Source organism: Ferrimonas balearica (assembly GCF_019802085.1).
In the GTDB taxonomy this organism is placed as follows: domain Bacteria; phylum Pseudomonadota; class Gammaproteobacteria; order Enterobacterales; family Shewanellaceae; genus Ferrimonas; species Ferrimonas balearica_B.
In genome coordinates, this window is record NZ_JAHVHV010000002.1 from 474720 (window position 1) to 488389 (window position 13670).

Sequence of the window (13670 nt, forward strand, 5' to 3'; positions counted from 1 at the left end):
GTGTTAACGGAAAAGTCTAACGTCCTGTTCGCGCCACAACGTCAGCCCAGTAGCGGCGCCAGCCATTTGCGGGTCTCGGCCACGGTCATGCCGGTGCGCCGGGCGTAATCCTCCACCTGATCGGCGCCAATCTCAGTCACGCCGAAATAGCGCGACTCCGGGTGGGCAAAGTACCAGCCTGAGACCGCGGCGGTGGGGTACATGGCGAAATTCTCGGTGATCTTCAGCCCGATGTTCTGCTCCGGCTGCAGCAGTTGCCACAGCAGCCCCTTTTCGGTGTGGTCCGGGCAGGCGGGGTAACCCGGGGCCGGGCGAATGCCCTTGTACTTTTCTCGGATCAGCGCCTCGTTATCGAGGTTTTCATCCGCGGCGTAACCCCAGAACTCCTTACGCACCCGTTCGTGCATCCGCTCGGCAAAGGCCTCCGCCAGGCGGTCGGCCAGCGCCTTGATCATGATGGCGTGGTAGTCGTCGTGGGCGGCTTCGAAACGTGCGATGTGCGCCTCGATGCCGATGCCGGCAGTCACCGCAAAGGCGCCCATGTAGTCGGCCTTGCCACTGGCCTTAGGGGCCACAAAATCGGACAGGGAGAAGTTGTCGTTGTCCACCCGCTCCACCTGCTGGCGCAGCATGTGCAGGCGCAGTAACTCCTCACTGCGGGACTCGTCGGTGTAGAGCGCGATGTCGTCGTGGTTGTCGCAGGTGTTGGCCGGGAACAGGCCGATCACCGCCGCGGCGGTCAGCCACTTCTCGTTGATGATCTGGGTAAGCATCAACTGGGCGTTGTCGTACAGCTCCCGGGCCTCTTCGCCCACGGTGGGGTTTTTGAAGATCTGCGGGTACTTGCCGTGCAGGCCCCAGCTGCGGAAAAACGGCGTCCAGTCGATGCGGTCGACAAGGTCGGACAGCGGGTAGTCGTTGAACACCTGCACCCCGAGCTGCCTGGGCACCGCCGGCGTGTGGCTGGCCCAGTCAATCTGGTTGCGGTTGTCCCGGGCGGCGGCCAGAGGAATGAGCGTCTTTCGGCTGCCCTGGGCTTCCCGCTTGGCCTTGAGCTCGGCGTACTCCCGGTAGGCCTGGTCGATAAAGGCCTGGCGGTCCGGGCCAATCAGTTTGGCCACCACAGGCACGGTGCGGGAAGCGTCGGCCACGTAGAGGGCGCCGTGCTCGTAGTGCTCAAAGATCTTCACCGCGGTGTGGATCTTGGAGGTGGTGGCGCCGCCGATGATGGCCGGGCAGGTCAGCCCCGCCTTCCTGAACTCCTTGACGTTGTGGATCATCTCATCCAGCGACGGAGTGATCAGACCCGACATGCCGATGACGTCCACCTTCTCCGCCTTGGCCACCTCGATGATCTTCTCCACCGGCACCATGACCCCCAGATCGATCACCTCGTAGCCGTTGCACTGCAGCACCACGGCGACGATGTTCTTGCCGATGTCGTGGACATCGCCCTTCACCGTGGCCATCAGCACCTTGCCGTTGGACTGACCCTCCACCTTCTCCGCCTCGATGTAGGGGTTTAAGTAGGCCACCGCCTTTTTCATCACCCGGGCGGACTTGACCACCTGGGGCAGGAACATCTTGCCGGCACCGAACAGGTCGCCCACCACGTTCATGCCGTCCATCAGCGGCCCCTCGATCACCTCCAGGGGCTTGTCCGCTGCCTGGCGGGCCAGCTCGGTGTCCTCATCGATAAACTCGGTGATCCCCTTGACCAGGGCGTGCTCCAGGCGCTTGTTGACCGGCCAGCTGCGCCACTCGGCGTCCTTGGGATCCGCCTCCGATTTGCCGGCGTCCCGGTAGCGCTCGGCCACCTCCAGCAGTCGCTCGGTGCCATCGGGACGACGGTTGAGCACCACGTCCTCCACCGGGCCCAGCAGGTCCTTGGGGATGTCGTCGTAGATCGCCAACTGACCGGCGTTGACGATCCCCATGGAGAGCCCGTTCTGGATGGCGTGGTAGAGGAACACCGCGTGGATCGCCTCGCGCACCGGGTTGTTACCGCGAAAGGAGAAGGAGACGTTGGAGACCCCGCCGGAGAGGCGGGCGTGGGGCAGGGTGTCGCGGATGGTGCGACAGGCCTGGATAAAGTCCACGGCGTAGTTGTCGTGCTCCTCGATGCCGGTGGCGATGGCGAAGATGTTGGGATCGAAGATGATGTCTTCCGGCGGGAAGCCCGCCTTCTCGGTGAGCACCCGGTAGGCCCGGGTGCAGATCTCCACCTTGCGCTCGAAGGTGTCCGCCTGGCCGGTTTCATCGAAGGCCATCACCACGGTGGCGGCGCCGTAGCGGCGGATAAGCTTGGCCTGCTCGAGGAAGGCGTCCTCCCCCTCCTTCAGGGAGATGGAGTTGACCACCCCCTTGCCCTGGATGCACTTGAGGCCCGCCTCGATCACCGTCCACTTGGAGGAGTCGATCATGATGGGCACCTTGGCGATCTCCGGCTCCGAGGCGCACAGGTTCAAAAACTTCACCATGGCCGCCTCGGCGTCCAGCATCCCCTCATCCATGTTGATGTCGATGATCTGGGCGCCGTTCTCCACCTGCTGGCGGGCCACCTCCAGCGCGGTTTCGTAGTCCCCCTCCTTGATCAGACGCAGGAAGCGGGCGGAGCCGGTGACGTTGGTGCGCTCGCCGACGTTGATGAACAGCGAGTCGGCGTCGAAGTTGCACGGCTCCAGGCCGGCCAGGCGGGTGGCCACGTGCTGGCCGTCGGTGAGGTGGGCCGGGGCTTGACGGGGGGCATGGGGCCGGACGGCATCGGCGATGGCGCGGATGTGATCCGGGGTGGTGCCGCAGCAGCCGCCGACGATATTGAGCCAGCCCTCGGCGGCCCACTGACCGATGATCTCGGCCATCTGCGCCGGGGTTTCGTCGTAGCCCCCCATCTCGTTGGGCAGACCGGCATTGGGGTGGGCGGAGACGGCGCACTCGCTGATGCGATTCAGTTCGCTGATGTAGGGCACCAGCTCCTTGGGTCCCAGGGCGCAGTTGAGGCCGATGGCGATGGGCTGGATGTGGCGCAGGGAGTTGTAGAACGCCTCCGTGGTCTGGCCGGTCAGGGTGCGGCCGGAGGCGTCGGTGATGGTGCCGGAGATCATCACCGGCCAGCGCCGGCCGCGCGCCTCGAACACCGAGTCGATGGCGAACAGCGCCGCCTTGGCGTTGAGGGTATCGAAGATGGTTTCCACCAGGATGAGGTCCGCACCGCCGTCCAGCAACGCCTCGGTGGACTCGGTGTAGGCGGTGACCAGGTCATCGAAGTGGATGTTGCGAAAGCCCGGGTCATTCACGTCCGGGGAGATGGAGCAGGTGCGATTGGTGGGCCCCAGCACGCCCGCCACATAGCGGGGGATGCCGCTGGCCTCGGCCACCGCATCGGCGGCCTGGCAGGCCAGCCTGGCGGACTCGAAGTTGATCTCCCGGGACAGCGACTGCATGTCGTAGTCGGCCATGGCGACCGTGGTGCTGTTGAAGGTGTTGGTCTCGATGATGTCGGCACCGGCCTCCAGGTAGGCGGTGTGGATCTCCCGGATGATATCCGGCTGGGTGAGGGAGAGCAGATCGTTGTTGCCCTTTAGGGGACTGGGCCAGTCGGCAAAGCGCTGCCCCCGGTAGTCCGCTTCCTCCAACCCATGGCCCTGGATCATGGTGCCCATGGCCCCGTCCAGGATCAGGATCCGCTGGGCGAGCTGATGTTGGAGAGAGTGCTGAGTCGACATACCGCCACTTCCTTAACCGTGCTGTTTTCCGAGACCATTAAATGGCCTTTTATCCGTATAGACGTCTATTTAAACAGAGGCGACCGGGAAAGACCAGCCCGTTTTACCCCGGTCTTTTCGGGCTCTGCGGGTCCCTGTCTGGCCGGAGCATTTCACGCTAAACTCCTCTTGGTTAATGGAAAATCATTGGTGATCGGCCCAGAGGGCGCGGTCGGAATCTCGAGGGGGCAGGGTGCGACGCAGATTGTGGGGGCTGGGCAAACACCTGGGGCTGGCGCTGTTCTACGGCAGCCTTGGGGTGGTGGTGACCGCGCTGGTGGCCGGGGTCTGGTGGCTGAACAGCAAGCCGGACCTGGCCCTGTGGCACCAGGTGAAGCTCAAATCGGAGTTCGACGCCGAACGGCCCCTGAAGGATTTTCCCGCCTACCTGGCGCTGGAGCAGACCCTGTTCGAGGAGCTGGAGCAGCGGGTCTACAACCAGACCGCCGAGCGCCCTCTGGCGCCCTTTAATCGCTACTACCACGGCAGCTTTGCCGATCCGGCCCACTGGGCCACCCCCTGGAACCGCAGTTTCGAGTGGCCGAATCCCCAGGCGGAGTACGGTTTGCTGTTGGTGCACGGCATGTCCGACTCCCCCTACTACCTGGCGCACATCGGCCAGCACTTCGCCGATCGGGCCCGGGTGCTGGGACTGCGGTTGCCCGGCCACGGCACCCTGCCGTCGGCTCTGACCCAGGTGCGTTGGCAGGATATGGCCGCCAGTCTGGCGCTGGCGGCGCGGCACATGCGGGCGGAACTGGGCGATCGGCCCCTGGTGCTGGTGGGGTTCTCCACCGGTGCGGCCCTGGCACTGCAACACGAGCTGTCCCGGCTGTCCGAGGGGGAGACACCGCTGTTCGACCGGATGGTGTTCATCTCCCCGGCCATCGGGCTGTCGCCGGTGGCCCGGGGCGCCTGGTGGCAGGCGCGCATCGGCCAGTGGCTGGGGCTCGACAAGCTGGCCTGGGAGAGCGTGGGCCTGGAGTACCACCCCTTCAAGTACGGCTCCTTTGCCGTCAACGCCGGGGATGTGGTCTACCGGCTGACCCAGGCCAACCAGGCGCTTATCGAAGGCTTAAGCCCGCAAGCGCTGGCCACTTTGCCGCCCATGCTGACCTTCAACTCCATCATCGATCAGACGGTGGACACCCAGGCCCTGTTCGAAACCCTCTACCTGGCGCTGGGAAAATCCGAGGACGAACTGGTGCTGTTCGACATCAACCGCACCTGGCTGGACAGCCAGCTGCTGACCCAGGACCCCATCAGCGACTACCGACTCTTCCTCGACGCCAGCCGCAGCCGCTTCCGTACCACCCTGGTGGAAAATCGCGGGGTGGGGGATGACCGGGTGCAGGCCCGGGAGATCCAGGATGGTGCCGTCGAACCCCTCCCCCTGAGCTGGCCACAGGGGGTGCACTCCCTCTCCCACGTGGCCCTGACCATCCCCCGGGCGGATCCCCTGTTGGGGCCACAGCGGGATCCCAACCGGGTGCACATCCACCTGGGGGGCGGGGTGATCCGCGGTGAACGGGGGATGCTGGCGATCCCCGCCGACGAGGTGCTGCGCCAGAAATGGAACCCCTTCTACCCCTACCTGATCGCCCGCATCGAGCGGTGGATCGAGGGCGCTGAGGCCGATTGAGACAGGCTCGACACCAGAGCTGTATATTCGGGTTGACTTATATTTCGATGATTATAGAATTATCGCCACTGGTGTCATGAGGAGTGGAACATGATTGGTGATGAGTTGGCGGTCAAACGGTTGTCGGAGCTGGGGCATGAGACCCGTCTGGCGATCTTCCGTTTGCTGGTCAAGGGCAACCAACATGGCCTGAGCGTGGGTGAGATCCAGACCTACCTGGACATCCCCGGCTCCACGCTGTCCCACCACATCAGCCGCCTGGTGGCGGCGGGGCTGGTGGAGCAGACCCGGGACGGCCGTACCCTGTACTGCAAGGCGCGGATGGAATCCCTGGACGAACTGATGGCGTTTCTCACCGCCGAGTGCTGCACCCTGTAACCGGGATGGGGGCGTCTGTGCGGGTGCCTCCATTCAATATTTCGAATATTTTAGAAGGGTGGATATTATGAATCCCGATTTCCTGGCCCAGAATGGGTCGATGAGCGATCAGCTGCTCTCCGCACTCTCCATGTTTGTGTTTCTGATGGCGGAGATCTCCGTGCTGTTTCTGCTGATCAGCACCCTGGTGGGGGTGATCAACCAGAAGCTGCCCAAGGAGAAGGTGCAGGCGTTGCTGGGGGGGCGAGGGGGCCGCGGTTACCTGATGGCCGCCGGCCTGGGAGGCCTGACCCCGTTTTGCAGCTGCTCCACCATCCCCATGCTGATCGGTCTGCTCAAGGCCCGGGCCGGGTTCGGCCCCACCATGACCTTCCTGATCACCTCACCGCTGCTCAACCCCCTGGTGATCGCCCTGTTCCTGCCGGTGTTCGGCGCCAAGGTGACCCTCATCTACGCCCTGCTGGCGCTCAGCGTTGCCATCGTCGCCGGCATGGTGCTCCAGGCGCTGGGTTTTGAGCGTTACATCAAATCGGAGCTGTTGGCCGATCCCGAAGCGCAGGGCACCTGCTGTGACAGCGACAAGGGGGCCGACACCTCCGCGGCGGCCTCGGGCTGCGGCGGGAAAACCGATGCCAAGGCGGCCGAAGCTCAGACCGCCTGCTGCTCCGGGGAGACCAAGCCGGCCCCGGCTCAGAGCGCGTGCTGCGCCAGCGACCAACCGGTGCCGGTGATGCGGGCCGTGGCTGCCGAAGCCGGTTGTGGCGGCGGGGCAACCGTTGCCATGGCTTCCCCCGCCGGCACCTCTTGCTCGGGTGAGGCCAAGAGCCAGGCCAAACCGGCCAAGGCGGGGAAAGTGGCCATCGACTGGCGTAAGGCGGGCCGGGAAGGTGTGGCGCTCTATCGCAGCATGCTGCCCTACATGGCCCTGGCGATGGCCATTGGGTCCCTGGTGCACGGTTTCGTCCCCAGTGACTTCTTCGCCGAGGTGGCCGGGGCCGACAACCCCTGGGCCATTCCGGTGGCGGCGGTGATCGGGATCCCCCTCTACATTCGAGTCGAGGCGCTGCTGCCCCTGGTGGGCTCCCTGGTGGCCAAGGGCGTGAGTCTGGGGGCGGTAATGGCGCTGACCATCGGTTCCGGCGGGGCCAGCATCCCGGAGCTCATCATGCTCAAGCGGCTGTTCCGCTGGCCGCTGTTGATGGCTTTCGTGGTGACCATCCTGCTGATGGCCATCGGTGGCGGCCTTCTGTTTAACCTGGTGGGCTGACCTCAGGTGCTCAACCAACAAGGCGTGCCTGGTGGCGCGCCTTGTTCTATTTGGGGCCAGGCAGGGGGATCCGCACCCGACCACTGGGGGCCAGCACCGCCCGCTGGGCCAGCAGCAGGGTCAGGGTGACCGACAGGCTCAGCATCACGTAGATGGCCACCATGATCACCAACTGGTACTTGATGGCGATGTGGGGATCGGCGCCGGCGAGGATCTGGCCGGTCATCATCCCCGGCAGGGTCACCAGTCCGGTGGCGGTGATGTTGGCCAACTGGGGGGCCTGGGCCTGGCGGATCGCCTGGGTGATAAAGGGCTGGGCGGCGTGCGCCGGTGCGCAGCCCAGTGCCAACGCCCCCTCGTAGAGGGCGAACTCGCTTTTGAGGGCCCCGAAGTAGCGCTGCAGTGCCACCACGTTGCCGCTTAAGGTGTTGCCCAGCAGCATGCCCGCCAGGGGGATCAGGTACTGGGCGCTGTACCAGGGCACCGGCTGCAGCAGAGCCAGCAACAGCAACGCAAGCACCGGCAGCAGGGAGAGCACCATGCCCGCCAGCACCGGCAGCACCAGGCGTCGATGACGCAACTGGCTGTTCTCCAGGATGGCACTGGTGCCCACCAGGGTCATCAGCGCCAGCCAGGCGAGGTTGAGCCACAGACTGTCGTAGCTGAACAGGAACTTCAGGTAGAGCCCCACCAGCGCCAGTTGCACCGTCATGCGGGCAAAGGCCACCAGGGTGGTGCGTCCCTGGTCCAGGGCAAAGCGACGGTTGAGCCACAACGGCAGGGCCAGGATGCAGGCGAAGGCGGCCAGCTGCCACCAAGGGATGTCGATGGTCGGGTTCATCGCGGCTCTGGACGCATTGGGGGTTAGGGGCCAGTATATCCAACCTGTTCAGCCATTTTCAGTGGGATAGGGAGAGAAGGTGCGGGACAAGGAGAAACACAAGGCGCGTCAGCAGCGCCTTAAGGCCGAGGTGGACGCCAAGGTGGCCCAGGCACAGACGGAGAAAGGGGTGCTGCTGGTGCTCACCGGCAACGGCAAGGGCAAGTCCACCGCCGGTTTTGGCACCGTGCTCAGGGCAGTGGGCCATGGCCTGCGCTGCTCGGTGGCGCAGTTCATCAAGGGGGAGTGGCCCTGTGGCGAACGTAATGTGCTGAGTGAGCTTGGGGTGGCCTTTCACGTGATGAACACCGGGTTTACCTGGGACACCCAGGACCGGGAGGCGGACACCAGGGCGGCCCAGGCGGTGTGGCAGGCCATTGCCCAGGACTTGGCCAACCCGGCGGTGGATCTGGTGCTGCTCGACGAGCTGACCTACATGCTGAGTTTTCACTACCTTGAGGTGGACGAAGTGCTTACTGCTTTGGCCAATCGCCCTACACATCAACACGTTGTGGTTACGGGGCGGAACTGCCATCGAAGGCTAATCGAGATGGCAGACACGGTATCCGACGTAACTGAGGTCAAACACGCATTTTCGGTAGGGGTTAAGGCACAAAAAGGCCTGGACTGGTAACAATTTTTTTAAAATCAGAATTTCTATCTACCTGATTTAAAATGAGTGAATAGGATTCTCTGAGTGGCATTTACGACAGGAGTCAAAATACTGTCATAAAGCCAAAAAATTGACGCAGCAGTCTGTACATCCGCTGGTGAACGAAGTATCTTGCCCACTCGATATGGATTTCGATATTGGGCATTACCGTGAAACACCTCTTTTCGCTCAGGTTGGCATCCGGGCAGTTGCTGGCCGCATCTTTTCTCTTTTTTACCTCCCTCTCCTGGGCGGCGTTTGACGCCAGCTGGGTGGGGGGCAGTCGCACCAATTGGCAAACCGTTCAGACCAACGGCGCCTGGTTTACCCAGCGCGTGGGGGTCAACGACAGTTGCCGTCAGGTGCTCAGTGAAGGGGGGCCGGACTCCTTCGGTCGCGCCTTCGCCTTCTCGTTGGAGCGCCCCTGCGCGGCACCCCAGGGGGAAGCGCACTGGAACCTCATCATCTCCCCCTACTTCTACAGCGCCAAACGGGAGCTGGAGTTTGTCCTGTTGCTGGATGACGTGGAGTACGTATTGACCGCCCACCTGGCGGCGGGCAAATGGCATATGGTGCTCGACAACACCGAGGTGTTGACGGCCCTAAAGCAGAGCCACAACGTCTCCTACTACCCCATGGGGCGCCACGCCCAGCTGAGACAGCGGGTCAACCCCATGGGACTCAAGGGCCTGCTGGACGCTCAGTCCCTCTCCCTGGCGGGGATTTGACGCCGATGTGATGGATAAGGGCCGGCGCAATGCCGGCCCTTTATTGTTCGATATACCCTTCTCATATTGCCTTTCTCTTCGGATATCCCGACAACCTACTGATTTCGCTTCACCCCTTCTGCGCCGCTTTCAATACCTCGGAAAAATTTGCTCAATACCGGTTTTCTAATCAGTGGAAACGAGGTTTTGGGAGGCCTAGATTTACCGGGCATTCGATGCAGTGATGACGACCGGCGCCGGTCAGTGGCTTGAAGTTGAGGAGCTTGACCATGTTGAATCTGTTGTTGAAGTGCTGTGGTTGGACCCTGGTGGCCTTGAGCTTGCCGATCGCCATGTTGGTGCAGGTACCCTGGCTGTTGTATTTGTTGGCTGTGGCCGGACATGCCCTGGTTCTGGTGGGTTATCGCCTTCGTCTGCCCCGCTATGGACTGCGCTTTCGTCGCCACATGCGCCGCTTCTGGCTGAGCCTGTTCTGGGCCGAGAGCCACCAGTTTCGCCACCGCCTGTGGTAGACCCCAATAAGCCGGGAGGAAGTTTTCCTCCCGGCTCTGTTTTTGCCCGCCGACCGGCCTAATTTTATGCGCACCCTGATGCAATGCTGATCGTTTGTTGCCGACTCGATCTTGTCAGGTTGCTCGCTTTGAGGGTGTTTTGAAGCGGTCAGCCATTTTGTTGGCATGGGTCAAATTTGTCACCATGTGAACTATGTTCTCAGCTTATGTTGACGTATCTTCCCGCTTCGAATTTCTTCCCTCCAATGTTGTAACGGAATCCCTGCAATGACCGCCCTTTTTCGTCTCGGCCGTAACCTGGTCTTAGCGATCAGTCTTTTAGTGACCGCCACCGCTTCGGCATATGCCTACTTCGTTCCGGGCTGGATCCAGGGCAGCGAGATTGATTGGTCCGAAGTGGAGTCCTATGGCGCCTGGTTCAGCTACCAGAAGCGCAATCCGGTCTCCGGTTGCCGGGTGGCTTTGAGCGAAGGGGGCCCGGGCAGCAAGGGCAAGCCCTTTAACTTCTTTATCGTGGGCAATTGCGATACTGCCCCCAGTGAAGCGGAGCCCTGGCAACTGTACATTGACTCCTACTTCTACAGCGGCCGCCAGAACTTGGCCTTTGTATTTGAGGTCAATGGCGAGCGGCGTGTGTTGGACGCCCATTTGGTGGGGGGCAATTGGGCTGTCACTTTGGACTCTCGCCAATTGTTGGACACCCTGAGCCAGGCCCAATCCCTCGCTTACTACCCTGAGGGCAAACTGCAGCACCGGGTGGAGGTCAGTACCCTGGGGCTGACTTCAGCGCTCAATGCCCTTGAGCTGCAGAGACCCTAAGAGGAACGGGGAGCCGGTCTCCCCGTTTTTTATTTGCCATTTAGTTAGCAAGGCTAATAAACTCGCCGGATGCGCATCGATCAATCCCTGATGGCGCTGGAGCGCCACATCACCCGTCGCTGGCGGGAGGAGGGGGATCCCAGCGGGATCAGCCTGACCTACACCGAGTACGACTACCTGCAGACCCTGGAGGAGGCCGGCACCCGGCGCCTGTCCGATCTGGCCCAGGTGATGGGGGTCAGCAAGCCCACCGCCAGCAACATGGTCAAGCGCCTGGAGCGCAAGGCCCTGGTGCGCCGTCAGGGCTGTGCCGAGGATGGCCGTGCGGTGATACTCTCCTTGACCGAGCAGGGCCAGCAGTTGCTGGCGCAGGACCGGCGGCTCTACCGTCAGCTGGTGGACGAATTACTCGCCCATCTGGGGGAGGCGGAGCGGGCCCAGCTGGCCGGGCTGCTGGCTCGACTGGTGCGCCGTTGAGGCGTTTTTTCCCGATTTAGTTAGCATTTCTAATCTTTAGGAGGGGGCATGACCCAGGCGTCCGCCCAGATCTCAGTCAACCGCCAGTTCTGGCGCTACGTGTTGCCCACGGTGGCGGCCATGCTGGTCAGTGGCCTCTACCAGCTGGTGGACGGGATCTTTATAGGCCGTCACATCGGCGCCGAGGGGCTGGCGGCCATCAACATCGCCTGGCCCATCGTGGGCGTACTCTATGGCCTGGGGATGATGGTGGGGGTGGGGGCCGGCGCGCTCAGCTCCCTCTCCCGGGGGGAGGGGCACCAGGCGCGGGCCCAGGCCCAGCTGGGCAATGGCCTGGTCCTGCTGCTGCTGGTCTCGGCCCTGGCCACGGTGGGCTTGTGGGCCCTGGGGGATTGGGGGTTGCGCATCCAGGATGCTGAGGGGCCGGTGCTGGCCCTGGGGCAGGATTACCTGGCGGTGCTGCTCTTTGCGGTACCCCTGGCCCTGGGCAGCATGGCGCTGCCCTTTATGCTGCGCAACGACGGGGCGCCCAACCGGGCCACCGCGCTCATTGTGCTGGGGGCCCTGACCAACATCCTGCTGGATTGGTGGTTTATCGCCGAGCTGGGCTGGGGGCTGACCGGTGCCGCCCTGGCCACCGCCCTGGCCCAGGCCCTGGTCACCCTGTTGGGGGTGGCGCACTTCTTTACCCAAGCGGCCCAGACCCGACTGCGCGTTGCGGATCTGCGCCTGCGGCCCTTCGATGCCGGACGCAGTTGCAGCATCGGCCTGTCCAGCATGCTGATGTACGGCTACTTCTCCGTGGTGATCGCTCTGCATAACGGGCTCTTCCTCAGCTATGGCGACGCCACCGTGGTGGGCGCCTACGCCATCGTCGGCTATCTGATGGCCTTCTATTTTCTCTTTGCCGAAGGGGTGGCCAGTGGCGCCCAGCCGCTGATCAGCCTGCACTACGGGGCCGGTCAGTACGCCCTGATGAAGCGCTACGCTCGGCGGATGCTGGTGGTGGCCGTGGGCAGTGGGGTGCTTGCGGTGGTGCTGTTCAACTTGGCGGCGGGCCCGCTTATCCGGGTGTTCAACGACGCCGATCCGGCGCTGTTCGAGGCCACTCGTCACGGACTGCGCCTGCATATGCTGGCCATCTACCTGGATGGCTTCCTGTTCTGTGTCGGGGTGTTTTTCCAGTCCCTGGGGGCGGGGCGCAAGGCCACCTTGATCACCCTGGCCAATATGGGGATCCAGCTGCCCTTCCTGTTGCTGCTGCCCCCCTGGCTGGGCCTCGATGGCGTCTGGCTGGCCCTGCCCATCTCCAACGTGGTGCTGTCCCTGGTGGCCGGCACCCTGCTCTGGCGCGAGTGGCAGCGCCTGGCCAAGCTGTAACTTTTGGTGTCAGTGAGGCCGAGAAAGGCCCCCGGGGGAGCCGGAAAAAGGCCTGTGTTCGGGGCGCTTGCCCGGGGCGGTTTCGGGGGGGCCTAAAAGGGGGCGGGAAACCCGTCGCTTGCGGAACCCTGCGTTGGACACGGCCTGTTACCTTTGCCGGGCGTACCCGCTTATCGGCTGCCCTAGTCTTGAAGCTTCGGTGACTTCCGCGGGGGAGGGGAGATGTCACGTGGGGTGTACTGGGCAGGCTGGGTGCTGATCCTGTTGAGCCTGCCACTGGGATTGTGGCTGTCCAAGCCCTGGCTGCTCTACAGCCTGGCGATCCTCGGACAGCTGGTGGTGCTGTTGTCGTTCCGCTGGCATGGGATCCAGCGGGGGATACGACGCTTCCTGGCCGGCCGGCCCTATGGTCGACAGCGGCGCTATGGCCGCCGCCACCTGGAGCTGCGTCAGCGCTGAGTCAGGCCTGCGCCTCGGCCAAGGCGGTGCGCAGCCGCTCGTTCTCCAAAGTCAGGACCTTGATCTGGTGCTCCAGCTCGAGGATCCGCGCCTTGTCATCCGCCACCACGTCGGCGGTGGTGACGGTTTCCACTTCGCCGCTGAACAGGTGGGCGTAACGGCTCTCCCGCCGGCCCGCTTCCCGGGGCAGCTGTACGGCCAGATCCCGTTCCACCATCTGCTGCAGCACCGTCTCGGTTTCCCGAACGTCCTCAAACTCGCACAGCCGGCCGGTACGGGAGCGCAGCTCACCGGGGGTTTGCGGCCCCCGCAACAGCAGTACACACACCAGGGCCCGCTCCTGTTCGCTCAGCTGCAGGCCGCCAAAGGCGGTGTTGCAGAAGCGGTGCTTGTACTTGCTGGCCCGGGCGCCGCCCTCCTCCTGCACCAGGCGTTTCTCCATCAGGCCGTTCAGGGTGGCCTTGACCTCACCATCGGAGAGGGCGAGCACGGGATCTCGGTTGCTCTTCTGGTTGCAGGCGCCCTTGAGGGCGTTGAGGGTCAGGGGGTAGAGATCCGGGGTGGTGCTCTGTTTTTCCAGCAGGCAGCCGATGACGCGGGCTTCGTTGAGACTGAGGTTCATCTCCATGGCGGGGCTCCAAAGGTCAGCAATGGAGCCAGTATTGCCCCAGCCCGCGTGGGGGGCAAGGGGCCGCCGCTCAGCAAATGCGCG

General features: G+C 63.5%; 13 protein-coding genes. 10 read left to right on the top strand and 3 right to left on the bottom strand.

The genetic code is table 11. The annotated features are described in order from the left end of the window. Window positions 1-41: 41 nt before the first annotated feature. Entirely contained in the window at window positions 42-3725 is a 3684-nt protein-coding gene (gene metH, locus KUV81_RS10510) for a methionine synthase (RefSeq protein ID WP_222543823.1), read from the bottom strand. A 232-nt stretch (window positions 3726-3957) separates the two neighbouring features. Between metH and KUV81_RS10515 the strand changes: the two genes are divergently transcribed. The 3 genes from KUV81_RS10515 (at window position 3958) to KUV81_RS10525 (ending at window position 7051) form a co-directional block, all read left to right on the top strand. Then, complete coding sequence (locus KUV81_RS10515) at window positions 3958-5406, top strand: alpha/beta hydrolase (protein WP_222543824.1); 1449 nt, start codon at window positions 3958-3960, stop codon at window positions 5404-5406. Window positions 5407-5496: 90 nt separating this feature from the next. Further along, a complete protein-coding gene (locus KUV81_RS10520; RefSeq protein ID WP_222543825.1) occupies window positions 5497-5784 on the top strand; it encodes an ArsR/SmtB family transcription factor in 288 nt (95 codons plus the stop codon). Window positions 5785-5851: 67 nt separating this feature from the next. Next, entirely contained in the window at window positions 5852-7051 is a 1200-nt protein-coding gene (locus KUV81_RS10525) for a permease (RefSeq protein WP_261389335.1), read from the top strand. 46 nt (window positions 7052-7097) lie between these two features. Here KUV81_RS10525 and KUV81_RS10530 read toward each other — a convergent pair whose 3' ends face one another. Further along, entirely contained in the window at window positions 7098-7892 is a 795-nt protein-coding gene (locus KUV81_RS10530) for an ABC transporter permease (RefSeq protein WP_222543826.1), read from the bottom strand. A gap of 79 nt (window positions 7893-7971) precedes the next feature. On the opposite strand from KUV81_RS10530, the gene cobO reads away from it, so the two are divergent. The 7 genes from cobO to KUV81_RS10565 all read left to right on the top strand — a co-directional run bounded on the left by cobO (window position 7972) and on the right by KUV81_RS10565 (window position 12958). Then, a complete protein-coding gene (gene cobO / locus KUV81_RS10535; RefSeq protein ID WP_222543827.1) occupies window positions 7972-8565 on the top strand; it encodes a cob(I)yrinic acid a,c-diamide adenosyltransferase in 594 nt (197 codons plus the stop codon). A gap of 188 nt (window positions 8566-8753) precedes the next feature. Further along, entirely contained in the window at window positions 8754-9311 is a 558-nt protein-coding gene (locus KUV81_RS10540) for a hypothetical protein (RefSeq protein WP_222543828.1), read from the top strand. A gap of 269 nt (window positions 9312-9580) precedes the next feature. Then, a complete protein-coding gene (locus KUV81_RS10545; RefSeq protein ID WP_222543829.1) occupies window positions 9581-9823 on the top strand; it encodes a hypothetical protein in 243 nt (80 codons plus the stop codon). 267 nt (window positions 9824-10090) lie between these two features. After that, window positions 10091-10642 (top strand): hypothetical protein, encoded by a 552-nt coding sequence (locus KUV81_RS10550; protein ID WP_222543830.1) that lies wholly within the window; start codon window positions 10091-10093, stop codon window positions 10640-10642. A gap of 69 nt (window positions 10643-10711) precedes the next feature. Further along, window positions 10712-11119 (top strand): MarR family winged helix-turn-helix transcriptional regulator, encoded by a 408-nt coding sequence (locus tag KUV81_RS10555; RefSeq protein ID WP_222543831.1) that lies wholly within the window; start codon window positions 10712-10714, stop codon window positions 11117-11119. A gap of 48 nt (window positions 11120-11167) precedes the next feature. Beyond that, window positions 11168-12499: an MATE family efflux transporter gene (locus KUV81_RS10560; RefSeq protein WP_222543832.1), complete on the top strand. Its 1332-nt coding sequence runs from the start codon at window positions 11168-11170 to the stop codon at window positions 12497-12499. A 222-nt stretch (window positions 12500-12721) separates the two neighbouring features. Further along, the gene (locus tag KUV81_RS10565; RefSeq protein WP_222543833.1) at window positions 12722-12958 is read left to right on the top strand and encodes a hypothetical protein; all 237 of its coding nucleotides are present in this window, start codon (window positions 12722-12724) and stop codon (window positions 12956-12958) included. Between the two features lies 1 nt (window position 12959). On the opposite strand, the gene KUV81_RS10570 is transcribed toward KUV81_RS10565, so the two are convergent. Further along, on the bottom strand, window positions 12960-13580 hold the full coding sequence (locus KUV81_RS10570) for a YceH family protein (RefSeq protein ID WP_222544238.1): 621 nt from the start codon (window positions 13578-13580) through the stop codon (window positions 12960-12962). Window positions 13581-13670: the final 90 nt, after the last annotated feature.

Excerpts from the sequence above, each read along its gene's own strand:
- metH (WP_222543823.1), bottom strand. The coding sequence starts at position 3,725 with ATGTCGACTCAGCACTCTCTCCAACATCAGCTCGCCCAGCGGATCCTG.
- KUV81_RS10520 (WP_222543825.1), top strand. The coding sequence starts at position 5,497 with ATGATTGGTGATGAGTTGGCGGTCAAACGGTTGTCGGAGCTGGGGCAT.
- KUV81_RS10525 (WP_261389335.1), top strand. The coding sequence starts at position 5,852 with ATGAATCCCGATTTCCTGGCCCAGAATGGGTCGATGAGCGATCAGCTG.
- KUV81_RS10530 (WP_222543826.1), bottom strand. The coding sequence starts at position 7,892 with ATGAACCCGACCATCGACATCCCTTGGTGGCAGCTGGCCGCCTTCGCC.
- KUV81_RS10545 (WP_222543829.1), top strand. The coding sequence starts at position 9,581 with ATGTTGAATCTGTTGTTGAAGTGCTGTGGTTGGACCCTGGTGGCCTTG.
- KUV81_RS10550 (WP_222543830.1), top strand. The coding sequence starts at position 10,091 with ATGACCGCCCTTTTTCGTCTCGGCCGTAACCTGGTCTTAGCGATCAGT.
- KUV81_RS10555 (WP_222543831.1), top strand. The coding sequence starts at position 10,712 with ATGCGCATCGATCAATCCCTGATGGCGCTGGAGCGCCACATCACCCGT.
- KUV81_RS10560 (WP_222543832.1), top strand. The coding sequence starts at position 11,168 with ATGACCCAGGCGTCCGCCCAGATCTCAGTCAACCGCCAGTTCTGGCGC.
- KUV81_RS10565 (WP_222543833.1), top strand. The coding sequence starts at position 12,722 with ATGTCACGTGGGGTGTACTGGGCAGGCTGGGTGCTGATCCTGTTGAGC.
- KUV81_RS10570 (WP_222544238.1), bottom strand. The coding sequence starts at position 13,580 with ATGAACCTCAGTCTCAACGAAGCCCGCGTCATCGGCTGCCTGCTGGAA.